General features: G+C 72.9%; 21 protein-coding genes and 1 pseudogene. 12 read left to right on the top strand and 10 right to left on the bottom strand.

Features of this window, described 5'->3' with window-relative positions:
• Positions 1–34: 34 nt before the first annotated feature.
• Together DV20_RS15140 and DV20_RS44930 are read left to right on the top strand one after the other, a co-directional pair.
• Positions 35–1357, top strand: coding sequence for an aminotransferase-like domain-containing protein (locus DV20_RS15140; protein ID WP_043780961.1), 1323 nt, complete (start codon positions 35–37; stop codon positions 1355–1357).
• A 103-nt stretch (positions 1358–1460) separates the two neighbouring features.
• Entirely contained in the window at positions 1461–2612 is a 1152-nt protein-coding gene (locus DV20_RS44930) for an FAD-dependent oxidoreductase (RefSeq protein WP_043780598.1), read from the top strand.
• Here the strand turns inward: DV20_RS44930 and DV20_RS15130 are convergent.
• The 3 genes from DV20_RS15130 to DV20_RS15120 form a co-directional block, all read right to left on the bottom strand.
• The gene (locus DV20_RS15130) at positions 2609–4378 is read right to left on the bottom strand and encodes a hypothetical protein (RefSeq protein ID WP_043780596.1); all 1770 of its coding nucleotides are present in this window, start codon (positions 4376–4378) and stop codon (positions 2609–2611) included. The genes DV20_RS44930 and DV20_RS15130 overlap by 4 nt on opposite strands.
• A 379-nt stretch (positions 4379–4757) precedes the next feature.
• Positions 4758–6737 (bottom strand): SDR family oxidoreductase, encoded by a 1980-nt coding sequence (locus DV20_RS15125; protein ID WP_043780592.1) that lies wholly within the window; start codon positions 6735–6737, stop codon positions 4758–4760.
• A gap of 59 nt (positions 6738–6796) precedes the next feature.
• On the bottom strand, positions 6797–6997 hold the full coding sequence (locus tag DV20_RS15120; protein ID WP_043780589.1) for a hypothetical protein: 201 nt from the start codon (positions 6995–6997) through the stop codon (positions 6797–6799).
• A 204-nt stretch (positions 6998–7201) separates the two neighbouring features.
• Here DV20_RS15120 and DV20_RS15115 point away from each other — a divergent pair, with 204 nt between their 5' ends.
• On the top strand, positions 7202–8425 hold the full coding sequence (locus tag DV20_RS15115) for an NAD(P)/FAD-dependent oxidoreductase (RefSeq protein ID WP_043780587.1): 1224 nt from the start codon (positions 7202–7204) through the stop codon (positions 8423–8425).
• Between the two features lie 434 nt (positions 8426–8859).
• On the opposite strand, the pseudogene DV20_RS46585 reads toward DV20_RS15115, so the two are convergent.
• Together DV20_RS46585 and DV20_RS15105 are read right to left on the bottom strand one after the other, a co-directional pair.
• A pseudogene (locus DV20_RS46585) lies at positions 8860–9162 on the bottom strand (MerR family transcriptional regulator); the annotation flags it as partial.
• A 70-nt stretch (positions 9163–9232) separates the two neighbouring features.
• A complete protein-coding gene (locus tag DV20_RS15105; protein ID WP_043780584.1) occupies positions 9233–10435 on the bottom strand; it encodes a multidrug effflux MFS transporter in 1203 nt (400 codons plus the stop codon).
• Between the two features lie 207 nt (positions 10436–10642).
• Between DV20_RS15105 and DV20_RS15100 the strand changes: the two genes are divergently transcribed.
• The 6 genes from DV20_RS15100 to DV20_RS15075 all read left to right on the top strand — a co-directional run bounded on the left by DV20_RS15100 (position 10643) and on the right by DV20_RS15075 (position 17137).
• Positions 10643–11494: a fumarylacetoacetate hydrolase family protein gene (locus DV20_RS15100; protein ID WP_043780583.1), complete on the top strand. Its 852-nt coding sequence runs from the start codon at positions 10643–10645 to the stop codon at positions 11492–11494.
• 2 nt (positions 11495–11496) lie between these two features.
• On the top strand, positions 11497–12801 hold the full coding sequence (locus tag DV20_RS15095) for an enolase C-terminal domain-like protein (protein ID WP_043780581.1): 1305 nt from the start codon (positions 11497–11499) through the stop codon (positions 12799–12801).
• Positions 12794–13540, top strand: a complete 747-nt coding sequence (locus DV20_RS15090) for an SDR family NAD(P)-dependent oxidoreductase (protein ID WP_043780579.1) — start codon at positions 12794–12796, stop codon at positions 13538–13540. Before DV20_RS15095 ends, DV20_RS15090 begins: the two co-directional genes overlap by 8 nt.
• Positions 13541–13602: 62 nt before the next feature.
• Positions 13603–14634, top strand: a complete 1032-nt coding sequence (locus tag DV20_RS15085) for a sugar ABC transporter substrate-binding protein (RefSeq protein ID WP_043780576.1) — start codon at positions 13603–13605, stop codon at positions 14632–14634.
• Positions 14631–16127, top strand: a complete 1497-nt coding sequence (locus DV20_RS15080) for a sugar ABC transporter ATP-binding protein (RefSeq protein ID WP_235190842.1) — start codon at positions 14631–14633, stop codon at positions 16125–16127. The genes DV20_RS15085 and DV20_RS15080 overlap by 4 nt, the downstream gene beginning before the upstream one ends.
• Positions 16124–17137, top strand: a complete 1014-nt coding sequence (locus DV20_RS15075; protein WP_043780572.1) for an ABC transporter permease — start codon at positions 16124–16126, stop codon at positions 17135–17137. Before DV20_RS15080 ends, DV20_RS15075 begins: the two co-directional genes overlap by 4 nt.
• A 58-nt stretch (positions 17138–17195) precedes the next feature.
• On the opposite strand, the gene DV20_RS15070 is transcribed toward DV20_RS15075, so the two are convergent.
• Positions 17196–17915 carry a FadR/GntR family transcriptional regulator gene (locus DV20_RS15070; protein WP_043780569.1) on the bottom strand — a complete coding sequence of 240 codons (720 nt, stop codon included), beginning with the start codon at positions 17913–17915 and terminating at the stop codon, positions 17196–17198.
• Positions 17916–17995: 80 nt separating this feature from the next.
• On the opposite strand from DV20_RS15070, the gene DV20_RS15065 reads away from it, so the two are divergent.
• The 3 genes from DV20_RS15065 to DV20_RS15055 are packed head-to-tail and all read left to right on the top strand — an operon-like array spanning position 17996 to position 20156.
• On the top strand, positions 17996–18334 hold the full coding sequence (locus DV20_RS15065) for an L-rhamnose mutarotase (RefSeq protein WP_043780566.1): 339 nt from the start codon (positions 17996–17998) through the stop codon (positions 18332–18334).
• Between the two features lie 5 nt (positions 18335–18339).
• Positions 18340–19308, top strand: a complete 969-nt coding sequence (locus DV20_RS15060; RefSeq protein WP_043780957.1) for an aldo/keto reductase — start codon at positions 18340–18342, stop codon at positions 19306–19308.
• Positions 19305–20156 carry an amidohydrolase family protein gene (locus tag DV20_RS15055; protein WP_043780564.1) on the top strand — a complete coding sequence of 284 codons (852 nt, stop codon included), beginning with the start codon at positions 19305–19307 and terminating at the stop codon, positions 20154–20156. The genes DV20_RS15060 and DV20_RS15055 overlap by 4 nt, the downstream gene beginning before the upstream one ends.
• A 34-nt stretch (positions 20157–20190) precedes the next feature.
• Here the strand turns inward: DV20_RS15055 and shbA are convergent, their stop codons facing one another.
• The 4 genes from shbA to DV20_RS15035 form a co-directional block, all read right to left on the bottom strand.
• A complete protein-coding gene (gene shbA / locus DV20_RS15050) occupies positions 20191–20847 on the bottom strand; it encodes an RNA polymerase sigma factor ShbA (protein ID WP_456356071.1) in 657 nt (218 codons plus the stop codon).
• A 253-nt stretch (positions 20848–21100) separates the two neighbouring features.
• Positions 21101–21397, bottom strand: coding sequence for a DUF202 domain-containing protein (locus DV20_RS15045; protein ID WP_043780559.1), 297 nt, complete (start codon positions 21395–21397; stop codon positions 21101–21103).
• A gap of 163 nt (positions 21398–21560) precedes the next feature.
• Positions 21561–21929, bottom strand: a complete 369-nt coding sequence (locus tag DV20_RS15040; RefSeq protein ID WP_407638337.1) for a YidH family protein — start codon at positions 21927–21929, stop codon at positions 21561–21563.
• An 11-nt stretch (positions 21930–21940) separates the two neighbouring features.
• Entirely contained in the window at positions 21941–22420 is a 480-nt protein-coding gene (locus DV20_RS15035) for a GtrA family protein (protein WP_043780556.1), read from the bottom strand.
• Positions 22421–22528 lie beyond the last annotated feature (108 nt).

Here is a 22528-nt window from a genome sequence, read left to right as displayed (position 1 = left end):
GCTCGCCGACGGCGTTTCCGGCGGGGAGGGGACCATGGACGACTACCGCGTCGTCGCGGACGCCATCGCCGCCGAGATCGAGGCCGGCCGCCTCCGGCCCGGCGACCGGCTCCCGCCCCAGCGCCGCTTCGCGCGGCAGCGCGGCATCGCCGGCTCCACGGCCGCCCGCGTCTACGGCGAGCTCGTCCGGCGCGGCCTCGCGGTCGGCGAGGTCGGCCGCGGCACGTTCGTCCGCGCGGCCAAGCCGCCGCCCGAACCCGCCCTCGCCGAGCCCGGCGACGCCCGCGTCGACCTCGAGCTCAACTTCGCCGTCCTGCCGGAGGAGTCGGCGCGGCTGGCCCGCGCGCTGGAACCGTTGCTGCGCGAGGACGTCCTGACCGCGGCCCTGCACCCGATCGGCGCCGCGGGCACCCCGGTGGCCCGCGAGGCCGCGGCCGGCCTGCTCGCGCGCGGCGATTGGCGCCCGGACCCGGCGACGGTGCTGTTCACCGGCAACGGCAGGCAGGCACTGGCGGCCTCGATCGCCGCGTTCGTGCCGGTCGGCGAGCGGCTCGCGGTGGAGTCCCTGACGTACCCGGTGGTGAAGGCCCTCGCGTCGCGCCTCGGCGTGGAGCTCGTGCCGATCGAGACCGACGAGTCCGGGCTGGTACCGGCGGCCCTGGCCGCGGCCGGACCGGTGCGCGCGCTCTACGTCCAGCCGACCCTGCACAACCCGCTCGGCACGACGATGCCCCCGCGGCGCCGCGCCGAGCTGGCCGAGGTCACGGGCCGCCTGGACCTCCCGGTGATCGAGGACGGCATCTACACGTTCCTGCGCGACGACGTACGCCCTTTCGCCGCGTACGCGCCGGAGCGGACGGTGTTCGTCGACAGCCTGTCCAAGCGGGTCGCCCCGGGCCTGACGGCGGGGTTCCTCGTGGCACCCCCGTCCTGGACCGCGCGGCTGGCGTCGTCGGTGCGTTCGGGGGCCTGGGCCGCGTCCCGGTTCGCCGTCGAAGCGGCGACGCAGTGGATCGTGACGGGCACCCTGGCCGAGATCGAGGCGGCGAAGCGGCGGGACGCGGCCGCGCGCGCGGCCGTCGTGGCGGAAAACCTGCCGGGCCTGCGCGGCGATCCGGCGTCCTACCACCGCTGGTGGGAACTGCCGGAGCGCTGGCGGGCGGAGACGTTCGTCGCGGCGGCGGCCCGCCGGGGGATCGCGCTCTCCCCGGCGGCGGCGTTCGCGGTGCTGCCGGGCCACGCGCCGAACGCGGTGCGGATCGCGGTGTCGGCCCCGCCGGCGGCGACGCTGGCTTCGGCGCTCGACGTCCTGGCGGGCCTGGCGAGCGGCAGTCCGGACGACCTGCTCGCCGACTGACAGCCGCGGCGACGCCTGCCAGAGCGTGTCAGCGCCGTGTGCGTCGCGCGCCAGCGATCTTCGCCAGCCTTCGGAGGTCACCACCCAGCCCGAAGGAGCACGCATGCACACCCCGGTCACGATCGTCGGCGCCGGCCTCGGCGGCCTCACCCTCGCCCGCGTCCTGCACGTCCACGGCATCCCGGCCGCGGTCTACGAAGCCGAGCCGTCCCCGCTGGCCCGGACGCAGGGCGGGATGCTCGACATCCACGACTACAACGGGCAGCTCGCCGTCGAAGCGGCCGGGCTGACGGACGCCTTCCGCGGCCTCGTCCTGGACGGCAGGCAGGCGATGCGGGTCCTCGACCGGCACGGGACCGTGCTGGCCGAGCGGGCCGACGACGGCACCGGCGGCCGCCCCGAGGTGCAGCGCGCCGACCTGCGGCGGATGCTGCTCGACGCGCTGCCGGCCGGCACTGTCCACTGGGGACACAAGGTGACCGGCGCCCGCGCCGTCGGCGCCGGCCGCCACGAGGTCGTGTTCGCCGGCGGCGGCACCCTCACCACCGGCCTGCTGGTCGGCGCGGACGGCGCGTGGTCGCGGATCCGGCCGCTGCTCACCGAGGTGGTTCCCGAGTACGTCGGCGAGGCCTTCGTCGAGCTCTACCTGTACGACGCCGACACCCGGCACCCCGCCGCGGCGAAGGCGGTGGGCGGCGGCTCGCTGATGGTGCCGTCGGTGGGCAAGGGCATCCACGCCCACCGGGAGCGCGGGGACACGCTGCACACCTACGTGTCGCTCGCCCGGCCGCTGGACTGGTTCGCCACCATCGACTTCGGCGATCCCGCCGGGGCCGCCGCCCGGATCGCGGCGGAGTTCGACGGCTGGGCACCGGAGCTCACCGCCCTGATCACCGACGGCGACACCGCGCCGGTCCTGCGTCCCCACTACACGTTGCCGCTCGGGCACCGCTGGGCGCGGGTCCCCGGGGTGACGTTGATCGGCGACGCGGCCCACCTCATGCCGGCCAACGGCGAAGGCGCCAACTTGGCCATGCTCGACGGCGCCGAGCTCGGCCAGGCCCTCGCCGCCCGTCCCGACGACGTCGAGACCGCGCTCGCCGAGTACGAGGCGGCGATGTTCCCGCGCAGCGCCGAGGTGGGCGCCGAAGCCACCCGGTTCGAGGAACTGCTCGCCGGGGCCGGGGAGGACGACGTCGCGCGGATCCTGGTCGACGCGTTCGACGAGTTCACCGGGGCCGTGCGGGAGTCCTAGGGGACGTACTCGCCCACGAAGCTGCCGCAGGTCACGGTGCGGCCCGTGAGCCGGGCCTGGATCGCCTTCTCCAGCCCCAGGTAGTCGAACACCGGCGTGCCGGCCGGGATCGACTCCGGCACCGGGCCGCCCGTGGCGAGCATCCGGTACGAATCGGTCTGGAACAGGACCAGGTAACCGCCCTCGCGGTTCAGCCGGTCCGCCGTCGCGAGCATGCGCTCGGGCGCGTCGCCGACGATCTCCAGCGGCAGCGGCCACTCGAGGGGGAACGGGTTGCGCAGGCCGAACGCGGGGTAGGCGAACGGGCTGTCCGGCAGGATCGCCGTCCGCGGCGCCGGGAAGCGGTCCAGGCAGTCGCGGATCTGCCGGACGAAGGTGAACGTCGACGGGTTCGTGCGGATGCCGGCCATCGCCGGGGTGACCGCCCCGAGGTCCTCGGTCAGCCGGTCGTGCCCGACGTCGAGGTAGGCCGCCTGGTCGTGGCGGGCGACGACGACCCCGCCGCAGACCGCCACCGCCGTCAGGCCGGCCGTCGCGGTGACCCAGCGACGCGGCCGGGCCGGGACCAGCTCGCCCAGCAGCAGCAACGCCGTCAGGGCCAGGGTGCCGGTGAGCAGCGTCGGGGTGTCGTTGCCCCAGGACAGGCTGATCATGAACCCGGTGGCGAGCACGAGCAGCCCGGGCCACGGCACCTTCCGCCGCACGGCCGCGTTCACCGGCACGCTGACCGCGAGGATCCACCACAGGACGTCCGCCCAGCGCGTGGCGCCGGTGAACCGGCCGTCGACGACGGTCCGGACCACCGCGGCGGCGCCGGCGAGCACCAGCACCCAGGACGCCACCCGCCCGGCCGCCCCGAGGCGGTCGCCGGGCAGCCGGACGGCCAGCAGCACCACGGCGATGGCGGCAAAGAAGCCCAGCTCGCGCCCGGGGGCCCTGGTCAGCGCCTCCGGGTCGTCGAGCCACAGCCCGAGCAGCCGCTCGCCGTACGCGGGCACGCCGCCGGTGACCTGCTCCACCATCTCCGTGAAGCCGCCGCCGAGGCTCACCCACGCCACGTACGCCAGCCCGGGCGCGCCGAGCGCGAGCAGGTCGAGGACCAGCCGCAGCGCGCGGCGCGTGCCGGCCCGCGTCGCCGGGTGCAGCAGCAGCCAGACCAGGCCGATCACCGCGGCCAGCACGAAGCTCTGCTTGACGAACACGGCGCTGCCGAGCAGCGCCAGCCCGCCGCGGCGGGCGAGCGCGCGGCCGCTGCCCAGACCCGCGTCGAGGGCCCAGGCGCCGCAGGCGGTGAGCGCGATGCCGTCGATGGTGTGCCAGGCCATCAGGGGGAAGGCGTTGAGGTTGATCAGCGACGCGGCCGCGACGATCGCGGTCATCCCCGGGCCCCAGTCGAGCACCCGGCGCCGCGTGACCAGCGCGGCGAACGCGATCGTGGCCACGATGATTTCGACCATGGCCAGGAAGCTGGAGCCGAAGAACAGCGGCATCGGCAGCGCGTAGTCGGCGACGTGCAGCACCGCGGAGCCCAGCGGGCGGGCGGAGATGATGTCCGCGTGCGGGACTTCGCCGTGCAGCACCCGCCACGCCTGGGCGAGGATGAAGCCCTGGTCGGAGGGGTGGAAGCCGAAGCGGCCGACGCGGAGTTCGGTGGCCAGCGCGAGCAGCAGCACCCAGCCGGCGTGGACGCTCCAGCGCAGCAGGGGCCGGGTGCGCGCCGGCGGCGCCGGCGTCGTGGCGACCTGCGCAGGACTCGCCACGTCCACGCCCCGCCCGCCTTCCGCTCCCGATCACCCGGGAAGCGATGGTAGCGGCCGGAGCGGGCACCGGCGTGCACGCCACCACCCGCCCGCGTGCACCACGCCCGGACGCCCGCCGGAACGGACCCAGTCAGGACGCCGGGGGTGGGCGGAACCGACCGGGAAGCCGGAGCCGGGCGCGAGCCCGGCTCCGGCCGGACGTCACCCGAGGGTGCGCCGCGCGGTGCCGATCACGGCCGTCTCGTCGGTCACGGCCGTGCGTTGTCCTGTGCTGGATACCGGCATTTCGAACTCCCCAGTTGAAGCCCGCACGGGTGTACGGGACTCGCGCGAGGGTAGAAGTACCGTCGCGTGCGTGCCAGCGTTTCCGCGGAATTCGCGGAAATCAGGCGCGACGGCGCCAGATCAGGCGGGTCACCGTCGCCGCGATCGACGCCGGCGCGGACCGGCGGGGCAGCCCGCGCGCCTCGGGCGCGGATTCCGGCATCGCCCGGTAGGCCAGGTGCGCGGCGAACCGGGCGAGCTTCGGCGCGGCCAGGGTAGCCAGTTCGGCGGCGCGGCCTTCGGGGAGGCTGAGGATCTCCGGCCGCTCCTCGCAGGCCTTCACCACCAGCGCGGCGGCGCGTTCGGGGCTGCTCGACGGGATCCCGCGGTAGCCGGTCGGCGCGATCATCGGCGTCCGCACCAGCGGCATCCGCACCGACGTGAACGTGACGCCGTCCGAGAGCGTCTCGCGCCCGGCCGTCAGCCCGAACTCCTCCAGCGCCGCCTTCGACGCCAGGTAGGCCGAGAAGCGCGGGGTGTCGGTCTGCAGGCCCTGGGTCGTGACGTTGACGACGTGGCCGAACCGGCGCTCGGCCATCGACGGCAGGAAGCCGAGGATCAACCGGACCGGGCCGAAGTAGTTGATCGCCATCGTGCGCTCGAAGTCGTGGAACCGCTGCGTGGACAGCGCGACCGAGCGCCGGATCGACCGGCCGGCGTTGTTCACCAGCACGTCCACCGCGCCGTGGTCGGCGAGCACGTCCTTGACCAGCGCGTCGACGGCGTCGCCGTCGGTGAGGTCGCACGGGTACGCCGCGGCGGTGCCGCCCGCCGCGAGGATCTCCGCCCGGACCTCTTCGAGCTCGGAAGCCCGGCGGGCCACGAGGATGACCTTCGCGCCTTTGCGGGCCACGGCGAGCGCCGACGCCCGGCCGATCCCGGACGACGCGCCGGTGATCAGCACCGTGCGCCCGGCGAGGCCGGGGGTGCGGCGCGCGCGGTCGGGATCGAGGTGGGCCCGCCAGTACCGGTAGAGCGGCGCCGCGTACTCCCGCAGCTCCGGGAGTTCGATGCCGCTGCCGAACAACGCCGTCGTGGTGCGCGCGGTGTCGAAGACGACGTCCATGGTCAGGTGCGGCAGCACGGCCAGGGGAACGCCCAGTTCCTCGAGGACGGCCGCGCGGGCGCCCCGGCCGCCCGGCACGCGGTCGATCCCGGCCGCGGCCGCGTGCGCCAGGCGGCCGCCCGCGCGACGCAGCGCGCCCGACGGCCCGGCGGGCAGCACGGCCCGGATCACCGGCCCGCCGGCGGCCCGCGCGAAGGCGTTGTAGACGGAGTTGAGCGATTGCGGGCGCGCGGCGGCGAGGTGGTAGGTCGTCCCCGAGGGCGCGTCCCGGTGCATCAAGTACTCCATCGCCTCCACGACGTAGTCGACCGGCACCAGGTTCGTCGCGCCCAGGTCGGGCGCGGCCAGCGGGAGGCGCCCGGGCAGGGCCGCCAGCCGCGAGATGGCCGGGAGGAAGTAGTAGGGCCCGTCGACCTTGTCCATCTCGCCGGTCCGCGAGTCGCCGACGACGGCCGAGGGGCGGTAGACGCGGAAGGGCAGGGGCTGCTCGCGGACGAGCTTTTCGGCCTGGAACTTCGTCGCGTGGTACGGCGAACCGAAGCGCTGCCCGAGGTCGAAGTCGGCCTCGGTGAACCGCCCGGCGTGGTCGCCGGCGACGGCGATCGACGACACGTGGTGCACCAGCCCGGCCCGTGCCGCGGCGGCGAAGGCCAGCAGGTGCCGGGTGCCCTCGACGTTGGCGCGCCGGTTGGCCTCCTCGCCGGCGGTCAGGTCGTAGATCGCGCCGAGGTGGACGACGTGGTCGAGGTGGGGGAGTTCGGCGGGGTCGGCGCCGAGCCGGGGTTCGGCGAGGTCGCCGAGCACCGGGTGCAGCTTGTCCGCTCCCGGCCAGTCCCGCGCGTACGTGGCCAGGCGCTCGCGGGAGGTCTCCCGCACCAGCGCGTAGACCGCGGCCGTCTCCGGCCGCCGCAGCAGCCGGGCGACCAGGCGTTTCCCGATGAAGCCCGTCGCGCCCGTCACGAAGTAGGTCGTCATGGCCGGTCCCTTCTCGTCGGGCCCGACTCTAACCTACTGAAAAGTAGGAACGGTAGTTGTCAGTGTTCTTCTTCGTCGGTCGTCGCCACGACCGCGTCCCGCAGGGCGGCGCGCAGCCGTCCGACGTCGAGCGGCCCGAGCACCGCCGCTTCCCCCGGCGGCGCGACCAGCACCACCTTGTCGTTGCTGACGAACACCGTCACATCCCTGCGCCTGCCGGCCAGATCCCGGCAGCCGATCGACCACTCGCCCCGACTCATGGTCGCCGCCCTCGCTTCCTCGTCGTGGTCGTGCTCCGTGCGAGGGTGGGAGCGGGCGCCGGCGGTGCTATGACGCGGGTTCACCCGATCCGCCTACTCGCGGGTTTCCTCTTGCGCTTCGCGGTTTTGCGGCGTACTCGCGGGTCGTCGCGCGGCCGATTCCGGAGTAGCGTCCGGTTCCACAGCCGTCTCTGGGAGGTATGGATGTCGGAACCGCGGAAGATCGTCATCGTCGGTGCGGGCCTCGGTGGGGCGTCCGCGGCGGCCGCGGTGCGAGAACGCGGGTACACCGGCGAAATCCTGTTGCTGGGCTCGGATCCGCACCGCCCGTACGAGCTGCCGCCGCTGTCGAAGGGCGTGCTGCTGGGCAACGCCGACGAACCCGACTGGGTGCACGAAGAGAAGTTCTACGCCGAAAAGGACATCCGGTTCACCGCCGGCGTCACGGCGACCCGGATCGAGCTCGGCGCGCGGCAGGTCGTCGACGACGCGGACGGCGCATACCCCTACGACCGGCTGGTCCTGGCGACCGGCTCGCGGCCGCGCCGGCTGCCGGTGCCCGGCGGCGACCTGCCCGGGCTGTACACGCTGCGGACCCTGGACGACGCGCTGAAGCTGCGTTCGGCGTTCACCGCCGCCGAGCGCGTGGTGATCGTCGGCGCGGGCTGGCTCGGCTCCGAAGCGGCCGCGGCGGCCCGGACGCACAACGCGGAGGTGACGGTCGTCGACCCGGTGCCGGTACCGCTGGCGAACGTGGTCGGCGAGACGATCGGCGCGGTGTTCCGCGACCTCCACGTCGCGAACGGGGTCCACTACCGCCTGGGCGAGCAGGTCGCGGAGATCACCGGCGGCCCGGACGGCGTCCGCGGCGTCCGCCTGAGCGGCGGCGAAGAGCTGACGGCGGACGTCGTCCTGATCGCGGTCGGCGCGGCCCCGAGGGTGGAGCTGGCCCACGACGCGGGCTTGGAGCTGTCGGACGACGGCGGGGTGGCCGTGGACGCGGCCCTGCGCACGTCGGCCCCGGACGTCTACGCCGTGGGCGACATCGCGGCCCACTTCCACCCGCGCTACGACCGCCGCGTCCGGGTCGAGCACTGGGCGAACGCCAAGGACCAGGGCACGCACGTGGCGCAGAACCTGCTGGGCGCGGACGAGCCGTTCCTGGCCTCGCCGTACTTCTTCACCGACCAGTACGACCTCGGCTGCGAGTACCGCGGCCTGGCGGACCCGGCATCGGACGAGCTGGTGGTCCGCGGCGACCTGGCCGCCCGCGAGTTCACGGCGTTCTGGCTGCGCGAGGGTGAAGTGGCGGCGGCGATGAACGTGAACATGTGGGACGACGGCGACGCCCTGGGAGCGTTGGTCGACGGCCACGCGAAGGTGACGGCGGAGCAGCTGAAGACGGCCGACCTGGCGTCGCTCACCTGAGCCGGTCCCGCAGGAGACCGTCGAGCCGTCGCCAGGCGGGGGAGGACGCGTTGACCTCGCCCTGCACCAGCGCCGGGATCGCCGAACCCGGGTCGTACGCGGGCAGGCATCGCCGCCTGGTCGCGGAAGTTCGTGTGCGCCGTCTCCGGGCGGGTGGCGAACAGCAGGGTCCACAGGTCGTCCTGCAGCCGTACCCAGCGCTCGCTGAACCCGAGGCCGGGCAGCCGGCGCAGGTACGCCACCACCGCGTCCGGCAGGGGCGAGAGATCGCCGTCGGCGAGACGGCGGAGGCGCACGCGGGTGGCCTGCAACCCGGCGATCCGCGCGGCGACGTCGTCGATCTGCCGGAGCGCCCCGGCGAGCCCGTCGCCCGCACGGAGTTCGCGGATGCGGGCCAGGGGGACGCCCGCCTCGGCGAGCGTGCGGATCTTGATCAGCTCGACCGCATCGGAAGCGCGGTAGCCGGAACGGTCGCGTTCCGGCTCGGGGAGCAGGCCTTTCGCGTGGTAGACGCGGATCGCCTTGGTCGTGACCCCGACGTACCCGGCGAGCTGTTCGACGAGGGCAACGAAACGGCACTCGACCGCCTGGCCGACCTCGCCGACACCCGCGGCGACGTCGAGGAGCTGAGCGAGCTGCTGGACGAAGGCTCCGGCCGGGCCGGCGAACTGCTCACCCGCCGCGCGGTCGCCGCGAAAGACCTGCTGGAACTGCAGCGCATCGCCGACGCCGGCCACGAACCGGCCGCCGAGGAGCTGGAACGCCTCCTGTCCGCCCGTCGTGAGTGGTTCTAGCCCGCCTTGTCGATCACGACGGCTTCCGTGCCAAGGCGAGGTAGGCCACCAGCGCCAGGACGGCGAACCCGGCCATGGTCGCGGCCATCGGCACCGCCGTGCCCGGTCCGCCCAGGCCGACCAGCGGCGTCGCCAAGGCGCCCACGACGAACTGCAGCACCCCCAGCAACGCCGAGGCCGCCCCGGCCGAGCGGGCGTGCGCGGCCAGGGCCAGCGAACTCGCGTTCGGCATCACCAGGCCGATGCTCGACACCAGCAGGAACAGCGACACCAGCAGCAACGCCAGCGGCGCCCGGAACACCACCGAGGCCAGCACCAAGGCGCCGCCGGTCACGCCGAGCAGGAGCCCGGACCGCAGCAGCGCCCGCTCGGGCACCCGGCCCACCAGCCGGCCGTTGAGCTGGCCCGCCAGGACGATGCCGACGCCGTTCGCGCCGAACACCACGCTGTACGCCTGGGGGCTGAGCCCGTACACGCCCTGCAGCGCGAACGACGAGCCCGAGATGTAGGCGAACAGCGACGCGAACAGCAGCCCGGACGCCAGCGCGTACCCGGCGAACGACCGGTCCAGCGCCAGCCGCCCGTAGGTGCGCAGCACCGGGCCGAGCCGCAGCGGAGACCGCGTGGCCGACGGCTCCGGCAGGAAGAACACCACCACGGCCAGCAGCAGCGCGCCGAACGCCGTCAGCACGACGAACACCCCGCGCCACGACGTCCAGGTCAGCAGCTGCCCGCCGATCAGCGGGGCCAGGATCGGGGCCAGGCCACTGACCAGCATCAACGTCGAGAAGAACTTCGTCATCGCGGTGCCGGAGAACAGGTCCCGCACGGTGGCGCGCGCGATCACGATGCCCGCCGCGGCGCCGAGGGACTGCACGAACCGGGCCGCGACCAGCAGCCACACGTCCGGGCTCACCGCGCACAGCACCGAGCCCACGACGTACAGCGCGAGCCCGGCCAGCAGCGGGCCGCGGCGGCCCAGCGCGTCCGACAGCGGCCCGAGCACCAGCTGGCCCAGTGCGAGCCCGACGATGAACGCGCTGAGCGTCAGCTGCACCGTGCTGTCCGCCGCGTGCAGGTCGGCCGCCATCCGCGGCAGCGCGGGCAGGTACATGTCGATCGACAGCGGCCCGAAGGCCGTGAGGCCACCCAGGACGAGGACGAACTTCAGCTGCGTCCGCCGGCTCGGCGCGGTACGTTCCGCCGTGGTGGTCATGCGCGTCCCTTCGTTCCCTCACCCGGGACCAGCGGGAAGGCCGCCGGTGCTATTCCGGCTGTGATCGGTGACACCCCGTGGTCACCGGACCCGTGAATCGACACTGATCCGACCAATTTGCCACCGATTCGGCGATGACTCTGGATCGGTGGTCACGACTGCGATATACATCGGATGTCTGGTCGGTGTGGGCGAAGGGAAACATTCGTGCAGCTGGTGCGCCTCGGGGAGCCGGGAAGTGAGCGTCCGTTCGTGCGGGCCGGCGACGGCACGACCTACGAGCTGGGCGGCCTCACCGCCGACGTCGACGGCGGTTTCCTCGCCGCGGACGGGATCGCCCGCGCGGCCGCCGCGCTCGCCGCGGGAGAGCTGCCGGTCGCTTCGGAGGCGGGACTGCGCGTCGGCGCGCCGATCGCCCAGCCCGGCAAGGTCGTCTGCATCGGCATGAACTACCGCCGTCACGCCGAGGAGACCGGCGCGACCCCGCCCACCGAGCCCGTCGTCTTCATGAAGGCCCCCGACGTCGTCGTCGGGCCCGGCGACGACGTCCTCATCCCGCGCGGGTCGGTCAGCACCGACTGGGAGGTCGAGCTCGGCGTCGTCATCGGCAGGACCGCCCGCTACCTCGAGAGCGTCGACGAGGCCCTCGAGTACGTCGCCGGCTACGTCGTCTCCAACGACGTCTCCGAGCGCGAGCTGCAGTTCCGCACCGCCCAGTGGGACAAGGGCAAGTCGTGCGAGAACTTCAACCCGCTCGGCCCGGCGCTGATCCCGGCGAGCGAGGTACCCGACCCTCAGGACCTCGGCCTGCGGCTGTGGGTCAACGGCGAGAAGAAGCAGGACTCGTCCACCCGGGACATGATCTTCGGCGTCGCCGAGATCGTCCACCACCTGTCCCAGGTGATGGTGCTGCGGCCGGGCGACCTGATCAACACCGGCACCCCCGAAGGCGTCGCGCTCGGGCAGCCCGACCCCAAGCCGTACCTGCGCGACGGCGACGTCATCGAGCTCGAAATCGACGGCCTCGGGCGGCAGCGCCAGACCGCGAGGCGGGCCTGACCATGGCGAAGATCATCGGCATGGAGGTCCTCGACGTCCGGTTCCCGACGTCGAAGGAGCTCGACGGCTCGGACGCGATGAACCCCGACCCAGACTACTCCGCCGCGTACGTCGTGCTGCACGCCGACGAGGGCCCGGACGGCTACGGCCTCGCGTTCACCATCGGCCGCGGCAACGACGTCCAGGCCGCCGCGATTCGCGCGCTCGCGCCGCACGTCGTCGGCCGGGACGTCCCGGAGGACGCGGCCGCGCTCGGCGACCTGTCCCGCACCCTCGTCGGCGATTCGCAGTTCCGCTGGCTGGGCCCGGAAAAGGGGGTCGCGCACATGGCGGTCGGCGCGATCGTCAACGCCGCGTGGGACCTCGCCGCCCGCCGCGCCGGCCTGCCGGTCTGGCGGTTCGCCGCGCGCATGACGCCCGAGGAACTCGTGTCCCTGGTCGACTTCCGGTACCTGTCCGACGCGCTCACCGAAGCCGAGGCCCTCGAGATCCTGCGGCGCGCCGAACCCGGCCGGGCCGAGCGCGCCGCCCAGCTCGAAGCGGACGGCTACCGCGCCTACAGCACGTCACCCGGCTGGCTCGGCTACGCCGACGCGAAGCTCGTCCGGCTCGCCGAGCAGGCCGTCGCCGACGGCTTCGAGATGATCAAGCTCAAGGTCGGCGGCAACCTCGAGGACGACGTCCGCCGCCTGAAGCTGGCCCGCGAGACCGTCGGCGACGGCATCCGGATCGCCGTCGACGCCAACCAGCGCTGGGACGTCTCCGCCGCGGTCGCCTGGATGACCGCGCTGGCTCCCTACGACCCGTACTGGATCGAGGAACCGACCTCCCCGGACGACGTGCTCGGCCACGCGGCGATCGCGAAAGCGCTTGCGCCCGTCAAAGTGGCCACCGGCGAGCACGTCCAGAACCGCGTGGTCTTCAAGCAGCTGCTGCAGGCGGACGCGATCTCCGTGCTGCAGCTGGACGCCGCCCGCGTCGGCGGCTTCAACGAGAACCTGGCGATCCTGCTGCTGGCCGCCAAGTTCGATGTCCCGGTGTGCCCGCACGCCGGCGGCGTCGGGCTCTGCGAGCTCGTCCGGCACCTGTCGATGTTCGACTTCGTGGCGGTGTCCGGCACCGACGCGGACCGCTCGATCGAGTGGGTCGACCACCTGCACGAGCACTTCACCGACCCGGCCGTCGTCGAGCGCGGCCGGTACCTCGCCCCGACCGCCCCCGGGTTCTCCGCGCGCATGCACGACGCCACGCTGCGCCGGTTCCGGTTCCCGGACGGTCCCGAGTGGACGGAGACCGCCAGTGCGTGAATTCGAGGGACTGGTGGCCGCCGTCACCGGAGGCGCTTCGGGCATCGGCGCGGCCGCCGCGGACCTGCTGGCCGAGCGTGGCGCCCAGGTGGCGGTGCTGGATCTGAACCCGGGCGATGACGGCTTTCGCTGCGACGTCGGCTCTGACGACGAAGTCCGTGAAGCGATCGACGCCGTCGTGGAACGCTTCGGGCGCCTCGACATCCTCGTCAACAACGCGGGCATCGGCGCGCAGGGCGACGTCACGGCCAACGACGACGACGAATGGCACCGCGTGTTCGACGTCAACGTCGTCGGCATGGTCCGGCTCGCGCGCGCCGCGCTGCCGCACCTGAAGAACTCGCCGTCCGCGGCGATCGTCAACACCTGCTCCATCGCGGCCTGGGCCGGCCTGCCGAACCGCGCGCTCTACTCGGCCACCAAGGGCGCGGTGCTTTCGCTGACCCTGGCCATGGCGACCGACCACCTGCCCGACCGGATCCGCGTCAACTGCGTGTGCCCGGGCACGGCGGACACCCCGTGGGTGGGCCGGCTGCTCGACGCCGCCGACGACCCGGCGGCCGAACGCGCGGCGCTGGCGGCCCGCCAGCCGATGGGCCGGCTGGTGACCGCGGACGAGGTCGCGAACGCGATCGCCTACCTGGCGAGCCCGCTGTCCGCCTCGACCACCGGCACCGCGCTCGCGGTCGACGGCGGCATGTACGGCCTGCGTCCTCGCGGCCCGGTGCAACACCAGTAAGAGACTTGGTTTCCGCTGTCATCAAGGAGGATGCGGTGCGCGCTGTGGTATTCCGAAGCAGGGTGGTCCAGGTGGCCGCCACGGCCGCCGTCTGCGGCCTGGTCCTGGCCGCCTGCGGGTCCACGAAGGACAACGCCGCGGCACCCGCGGCGGGTGGCGGCGCGGGCGGCAAGGTCGGCGCGACGCTGCCCCTGCTGACCTCGCCGTTCTGGCAGGCCTACAACAACTACGTGCCCAAGATGGCCCAGGAGGAGGGCGTCGACGTCCTCCCGACGGTCAACGCCGACAGCGACCCCGCGAAGCTGATCACCGACATCGGCACCTTCCTCAACCAGGGCGTCAAGGGCCTGGTCGTGACGCCGCTGGACTCGGCGGCCGTCGTCGCCGGGCTCAAGCAAGCCGAGAACAAGGGCGTGCCGGTCGTCGCGGTCGACGTCGCCCCCGAAAGCGGCAAGGTCGCCATGGTCGTGCGGGCCGACAACAAGGCCTACGGCACCAAGGCCTGCGAAGCGATCGGCGCGAAGGTCAAGTCCGGCAAGGTCGTGCAGATCATGGGCGACCTGGCGTCGGTCAACGGCCGCGACCGCTCGGAGGCCTTCCGCGACTGCATGAAGCAGAAGTACCCCGGTGTCCAGGTGCTGGAGATCCCGGCCGAGTGGAAGGCCGACAAGGCGTCCTCGGGTCTGGACAGCATGCTGACCGCGAACCCGGACATCAAGGGCGTCTACATGCAGGCCGGCGGCGTCTACCTGGCCCCGACCGAACAGGCCCTCAAGCGCAAGAACCTGTTCTTCCCGGTCGGGGACCCGAAGCACATCGTGCTCGTCTCCAACGACGGCATCCCGCAGGAGCTGGCCGCGATCCGCGCCGGTGAGCTGGACGCCACCGTGTCCCAGCCGGCCGACGCCTACGCGAAGTACGGCCTGTACTGGCTGAAGAAGGCCATGGCGGGCGAGACGTTCAAGGCCGGGCCGACCGACCACGGCAGCACCATCGTCGAGATCAGCCCCGGCATCCTCGAAGACCAGCTGCCCGCGCCCGTCATCACCAAGGACAACGTGGACGACAAGGCCCTCTGGGGGAACAACCTGTGAGCCCCGTCGTCAGCGCCCGCGGCGTCGGCAAGCGCTACGGCCCCACCGTGGCGCTGCACGACGTCAGCCTCACCGTGCACCCCGGCGAGTCGCACGCGCTCGTCGGGCGCAACGGGGCCGGCAAGTCGACGCTCGTCTCCATCCTCACCGGCCTGTCCGCCACGGACACCGGGCACGTCGAGTTCGGCGGCGAGCCGGCCCCGCCACTGTCCAGACAGGACGAATGGAAGGCGCGCGTCGCCTGCGTGTACCAGCACGCGATGGTCGTCCCGCAGCTCACCGTGGCCGAGAACCTGTTCCTCAACCGGCAGGCGGGCGGCGGGTTCTCGATCGGCTGGAAGTCCCTGCGGCGCAAGGCGCGCGAGCTGCTGGACTCGTGGGACGTGCGCGTCGACGTCGACACCCCGGCCGGGGACCTCTCGGTCGAGGACCGGCAGTTCGTCGAGATCGCCCGCGCGCTGTCCTACGGCGCCCGGTTCATCGTCCTCGACGAGCCGACCGCGCAGCTCGACAGCCAGGCCATCGAGCGGCTCTTCGACCGGATGCGCCAGATGCAGGCGGGTGGGGTGACGTTCCTGTTCATCTCGCACCACCTGCACGAGGTCTACGAGGTCTGCCAGGCGGTGACCGTGCTGCGCGACGCCCGGCACGTCCTCACCGCGCCGGTGGCCGAGGTCGGGAAGTCCGCGCTGGTCGACGCGATGACCGGCGAACCGGGCGGCCTGTCCGTCCGTGACGCGGCTTCCCGGGAGTCCTTGGAAGCGGACGCTGCGGAGATCCTGAGCGTCGACGGGCTCTCCGGTGACGGCTTCCGGGACGTCTCCTTCCGGCTCCGCCGCGGCGAGGTCGTCGGGCTGGCGGGCAGCAACGCCAGTGGCAAGCACCAGGTCGCCGAGACGGTCTACGGGCTGCGGACGCCGTCCGCGGGCACGATCCGCGTCGACGGCAGGCCGCTGCGGCCCGGCGACATCCCGGCGGCGCTGCGCGCGGGCATCGGCTGCGTCCCGCGCGACCGGCACCACGAAGGCCTGGTCTTGGACCACTCGATCGCGGACAACGCGACCATGTCCATCCTGGACAAGCTGGGCCGCGGCGGGATCGCGTCGCCTGCCACGCGGTACGCGAAGGCGTCGCAGGCCCTGAAGGACTACGACATCGTGGCCGCGGGCGCCGGGCAGCCGGTCTCCGACCTGTCCGGCGGCAACCAGCAGAAAGTGGTGCTGGCCCGGGCGCTGCTGAGCGATCCGCGGGTGGTCGTGCTGATCAACCCGACCGCCGGCGTGGACGTGAAGTCGAAGGAGGCGCTGCTCGCGGTCGTCGACCGGGTGCGCGCCGAGGGCAAGGCGGTGCTGATCGTCAGCGACGAGCTCGACGACCTGCGCCTGAGCGACCGGGTCCTGGTGCTGCGCGCCGGGGCCGTCGTCGCCGAACACCAGGCCGGGTGGTCCGACGGCGACCTCGTGGCCGACATCGAAGGAGTCGTGCTTTCGTGACCGACGTGATGACCTCCCCGCAGGCTTCGCTGCCCGCGCCACCCCGGCGCCGGAAGGCGCTCTGGCTGCGCGAACTCGCGCTGCTGCCCGCCCTGGTCGTCGTGTTCCTCATCGGCGGCCTGGTCGACGACACGTTCGTCGGCTGGAGCAACATCGTCAGCATCCTGACCGCGTCGGCCGCGCTGTCGCTGGTCGTGCTCGGCGAGTCGCTGGTGCTGATCACCGGGAAGTTCGACCTGTCGCTGGAATCGACGATGGGCCTGGCGCCCGCGCTGGGTGCGATGGTCGTGATCCCGGCGGCGTCGGCGGGCTTCGGCGTCGAGCTGCCCGCCGCGATCGGCCTGCTGGTGATCCCGCTGTGCGGCGCGCTGGTCGGGTTCGTCAACGGCTTCCTGATCGTGAAGCTGAAGCTGAACGCCTTCATCGTCACCCTGGCCATGCTGACCGTGCTGCGCGGTGTGCAGGTCGGCTCGACCAAGGGCAAGACGCTGTTCAACCTGCCCGACTCGTTCACCGACCTGGCGACGACGACGTTCGCCGGGCTGCCGATGTCGGTCTGGCTGGCGGCGCTGCTGTTCGCGATCGCCGGCTGGGTGCTGCGCTACCACCGCGTCGGCCGCGCGTTGTACGCGATCGGCGGCAACCGCGAAGCGGCGCGGGCGGCCGGGGTGCGCGTCGACCGGATCGCGTGGGCGGTGTTCGTCGTCGCCGGGATCCTCGCGGCGATCGGCGGGCTCGCGTACACCGGTTACGTCGGCGCGCTGGGCGCGAACCAGGGCTCCGGCATGATCCTGCAGGTGTTCGCGGCGGCGGTGATCGGCGGCGTCTCGCTCGACGGCGGCAAGGGCACCCTGGTCGGCGCCCTCACCGGCGTCCTGCTGCTGGCGTCGGTGTCCAGCCTGCTCAACTACGCGCACGTCACGGCGGAGTGGCAGGGGGCGATCTACGGCGCCATCATCCTGGTCGCGCTGATCATCGCCCGGTACGCGGGCGGAAAGCCCCAAACCTGACACCCACCCGGTGAAGATCCGACGTTCCGAGTCTGCCGCGGGGAGGTGGGGCGTGGTGCTACGAGGCTTCGGCGGAGAGGTCCGGGGTGGTCGGGTCGTCGGCGGTGCCCAGTGCGTTGCGCAGCCACTGCTCCACGCCGGCGACGTGCACGGTCGCCCACGAGCGGGCCAGTTCCGGCTCGCGCGCGGCGATGGCCTCGTAGATCGCCGTGTGTTGTTCGCGGGTCTTCGCGACCGCGCCCTCCTGGGTGAGGCCGCGCCAGATCCGGGCGCGGGCGGTCGGCCCGGAGAGGCTGTCGAGCAGCGAGCAGAGCACCGGGTTGCCGGAACCGTCGGCGATCTTGCGGTGGAACTGCAGGTCGTTGGCGACCAGCGCCTCCACCGTCGGCGCGTCCTCCAGCTCGCTGAGCAGCGCGCCCAGCTCGGCGATGTCGCCGTCGCTCATGTGCAACGCGGCCAGCGCGGTCGCGGCGGGCTCCAGGATCCGGCGGACGGCGAGGAAGTCGAGGACGGTGTCGTCGCGGTGGAAGTCGACCACGAACGTCATGGCGTCGAGCAGCAGGTTGGGCTCGAGGCTGGTGACGTACGTGCCGTCGCCCTGACGGACGTCGAGCACCCTGATCAGGCACAACGCCTTGACGGCTTCCCGCAGGGAACTGCGCGAGAGCCCGAGCCGCTGGGCCAGCTCGGCCTCCTTCGGCAGCCGGTCGCCCGGCGCCAGCTCGCCGGAGACGATCATCTCCTTGATCTTGTCGATCGCGACATCGGTGACGGGCATCGTGTCCGCCTTCCCTGCAACAGACCTCGGATGTTTCGGTGGTACTCCCCAGCGTGCCATGTCCCGGCGAAGGAGGGGCGATGACCCACGAGCGCACACCGCAAAGGGTGGCTCTGCACACCCGGCTCAAGCCCGGCAAGGAAGCCGAGTACGAGTCCGTCCACGCCGTCATCCCGCCGGAACTGGACACCGCGCTGCGCGAAGCCGGTGTCCACTCCTGGCGGATCTGGCGTAACGGACTCGACCTCTTCCACGTCCTCGAAGTCGACGACTACAAGGCGATGCGCGCGGCGCTGCGGGACCACCCCGCGAACGTGCCGTGGCAGGCCCGGATGGCCGAGCTGCTGGCCGTCGAGGACGACTACTCCGGCGACGACACCGGCATCGGGCTGGTCTGGGAACTGCCGGAAAAGGAGTGACGGCGTTGGAACTCTCCCTGTCCCCGCTGGGGCTCGGCTGCGCGCAGCTGGGCAACCTCTACCACGCGATCAGCGACGAGACCGCGGCCGCGACCGTCCGGCGCGCGTGGGACGAGGGCATCCGCTACTTCGACACCGCGCCGCACTACGGCCTCGGCCTGTCGGAGACCCGGCTCGGCGCGGCGCTGCGCGCGTTCCCCCGCGACGAGTACGTGCTCTCGACGAAGGTCGGCCGCGTGCTGGAACCGAACCCCGGGGGTGCCGGCGCCCGGGACGACCAGGGCTTCGCCGTCCCGGCCGCGTACAAGCGCCGGTGGGACTTCAGCCGCGACGGCGTCCTGCGGTCCCTGGACGACAGCTTGACGCGGCTCGGTCTCGACCGCGTCGACATCGTCTACGTCCACGACCCCGACGACCACTTCGAGGAGGCGGTTTCGGGAGCGTTCCCGGCGCTGCGGGAACTGCGGGACCAGGGCGTGATCGGCGCCTTCGGGGCCGGGATGAACCAGGCGCCGATGCTGGCCGAGTTCGTCCGCCGCACCGACCTGGACGTCCTGCTGGTGGCCGGCCGCTACACGCTGCTCGACCAGCCCGCGCTGGACGAGCTGTTCCCGCTCTGCGCTGCGCGGGACGTGCGCGTGGTGGTCGGAGGCGCCTTCAACGGCGGGATCCTGGCGACCGCCGAACCGGGTGGCGTCTACGACTACGCCGAAGCGCCGGCGGAGCTGGTCGAGCGGGCCCGGCGGATCGCGCGGGTCTGCGCGCGGCACGGCGTGGAGCTGCCGGAGGCCGCGCTGGCGCTGCCGATGGCGCATCCCGCGGTGGCGTCCGTGGTCGTCGGCGCGCATGATCCGGACCAGGTCGCCGTGAACGCGCGGCGGGCGCGGGCGGTCGTGCCGACGGCCCTGTGGACCGAGCTGATCGACGCGGGACTGCTGCGCGCCGACGTCGTCATCGCCGAAGGAGTCTCATGATCGACGCGCACCACCACCTGTGGGATCCCTCGCGGCGCGAGTACCCGTGGATGACGGGGGCGGCCATGGACCCGATCCGCCGCCCGTACACGGTGGACGACCTGCGCGCGGTGACGAAGGCGGCCGGGGTGCACGCGACGGTCCTGGTCCAGACGGTGTCGTCGGAGGAGGAAACGGCGGAGTTCCTCGCGACGGCGGCCGCCGAGCCGGTGATCGCGGGCGTGGTCGGCTGGGTGGACCTCACGGCTCCGGACGTCGTGGACCGGCTGGCCGCCCTCGACGGTCCGCTGGTGGGGATCCGGCACCAGGTGGAGACCGAGCCGGACGACGACTGGCTGCTGCGGCCCGAGGTGGTGGCCGGGCTGAGCGCGGTGGCGGCCGCCGATCTGGCGTTCGACCTGCTGGTCCGGCCCGCGCAGCTGCCGGCCGCGGCCGAGGTGGCGTTGCGCCTGCCGCAGCTGCGCCTGGTCCTGGACCACGCGGCGAAGCCCCCGATCGCGGCGGGGGAGTGGGAGCCGTGGGCGTCCCGCCTGGCCGCGCTGGCGGCGCGCGAGAACGTCGTGTGCAAGCTGTCCGGGCTGGTCACCGAAGCGGACTGGCCGGGCTGGGAGGTCGCGCACCTGCGCCGGTACGTCGACCACGTGCTGGAGGTGTTCGGCCCGGGGCGCCTGCTGTTCGGCTCGGACTGGCCGGTCTGCGAACTGGCGGCGTCCTACGAGCTGGTCCTCGACGCGGCGATCGCCCTGACGGGGTCGCTGTCGGACGCCGAGCGCCTGGCCGTCTTCGAACACAACGCCCGCGCGGCCTACGGGCTGGATGCGGGCGGGGGCACCTCCTCCAGGGGGTAAAAGAGGTCTCCCCGCCCGCCGCTGAGGTGGCCGGTCAGAACTCTTCGTCGCGGATCATGCCCCGCAGCCGGGTCAGGGCGCGGTGCTGCGTCACGCGGACGTTGCCCGGGGAGATCCCGAGCGCTTCGGCGGTTTCGGTCGCCGAGAAGCCGACGGCGATGCGCAGGGTCAGGATCTCCTGCTGCACCCGGGGCAGGGTGGCGAGCAGCCGGCCGAGGCGGGCGCCGAGGTCGAGGTGCAGCGCGTGGCTTTCGGGCTCGTTGCCGGCGACCAGCGGGCTTTCCGGCAGCTCGGGGACGGGCTCGGAGCGGTCGCGGGCGACGGCGCGGTAGGCGTCGGCGACCTTGTTGGCCGCGATCGCGTGGACCAGGTAGAGGAAGGAGCCGCCGCGGTCCTGGTAGTCGGGCAGGGCCTTGAGCACGGCCAGGCAGACCTCCTGGGCGACGTCGTCGGCCGACAGGTAGGACAGGTCGCGGCCGCCCATGCGCGCGCGGCAGTAGCGGACCACCACCGGCTCGATCATCTGCAGCAGCGAGTGGATCGCCGCCGGGTTGCCCTCGCCCGCGTCCTTCACGAGGGGGTCGAGGTCCTCCTTCGTCAGCCGCCCGCTCGGGCGCGGCAATGACTCGGGAGTGCGATAATCGCGAACGCTCGAAGTGGAAGCTTCGGTGGTCCTCGGCGGTGCTGTCATGGTCGTCTCCCCGGCCGACCCTCGACCGTCGCTGCCGGGGGTTCAACACTCCGTAACTGATCCATCGCAGATGCTCCGGTGGAGCCGGGCGGATCTGCGGTCCGTGCGACGCAGGGTAATCGTAAGCACCTCCATGCGGGTCAGTCCAGATTTCAACGACCAATACCCCGTTAGCAGTATCGACTGTGATGTTCCCGCGACCCGCACCCGCACATTGCGATTAATCGGTTTCAGGATGTGCCGAGTTCACTCGTCAGTGGAAGACGACCACGGAAGTGGCGGTCACGGTCACGGCCAGCGACGCGATCGCGGGCAGTAAGGGGCTCGGTGGCGCTGGTCGAGCGGCGCGCAAGGCCCGTTCGCGGTGCATTCCGATGGCCGCTAGCAGCGCAGACGTGCCCGCGGCGAGCAACGCGGGGATCACTGTGCCACCCCAATGGCGCTGGGCGGCGGAGTGCAGGAGCAGTACCGTGCAGGCGGCGGACGCCAGTGCGGTCCGCCGCCAGGCGAGGCCGGTGCGCTCGGCTTGGGCGCCGTTCGGGGTGGTCACGGCCCGGTCCCGGCGGGGGTGTCGGTATTTTTGACCTCACGATAATCGCGAACCGGCGGTATTCGCGTCCGAGGTGACCGCTCGCCGGCGGCGAGCTCTCCGGCTCGCAGCGGGGGCGGGGCGGATTTTCCGGCCGTCACCGTCTGCTGCCTTCGGGGGTCACTCACGAGACCACCAGCAGCACGGCGGCGGCGACGATGAGGGTCAGCAGCCCGCCGGTGAGCACCAGGATCATCCGGCTGCGCGGCAGCGGTTCGCCGGCTCGCATCGCGATCTGCACCCGCCGCCACCGCGGGTACGCGGTCGCGGCGAGGACGGCGGCCAGCACGACGCACAGCCCGGCGAGCACCGCGCTCGCCGCGGCCGGCGAGGGCACCAGCTGGTGCACGGCGACGCCGCCCGCGAGAAGGCCGAGGGCCGTGCGGAGCCAGGCGAGGAAGGTGCGTTCGTTGGCCAGCGTGAAGCGGTAGTCCGGTTCGGTGCCGCCCGAGTGGGGTTTGATGTCGTCCAGCTTGCTCTCGTCCGGGGCCACGGCCGCAGACGCTAGCCGGTGTGGGCCGCCGTGGCCGGTTCGGCGCGGTGCGCGAAGACCCACCAGCGCAGCACGGCGAACCGCGCGAACCCGCCGACCAGGCTGGCCAGCAGCAGGGTGCCGGTCTCCTCCCACGACGTCGGCCGGTCGACGACGGCGTCCAGGACGGCCAGCACGGCCGAGCCGTACAGGGCGTAGAAGGCGAAGGTGAGCAGGTCCTGCAGGTGCCGCTTGCCGGCGTTGCTGCGGCGGCCGGCGAAGGTGACGCGGCGGTGGAACTCGGTGTTGCCGAGCGTGGTGAGCGCGATCGCGACCAGGTTCGCCACCTGGGAGCCGAGCTCGTCGCGCAGCAAGAGGAACAGGACGGCCTGCAGACCGGTCGTCACCACGCCGGCCACGACGTACCACGCCGCGTGCGTGCCGAGCTCGTGGTGGCGGTCCGGGTCGGTGGCGAGCAGCCGGTGCTCCGGTGCGCACCTGGTGGTGGCCATGATCCCAACGTACCCTGCATTCACAAACTTGTGAATGTGTTAAACCAGTTGAAGAAATGTGATCCCGGTGACACCACGGGGTTTCGCCGCCCCGCCGCCCGGGGTAGG

This window comes from Amycolatopsis rifamycinica (assembly GCF_000695625.1).
Lineage (GTDB): Bacteria > Actinomycetota > Actinomycetes > Mycobacteriales > Pseudonocardiaceae > Amycolatopsis > Amycolatopsis rifamycinica.
This window is presented reverse-complemented; position numbering and strand designations above follow the sequence as displayed.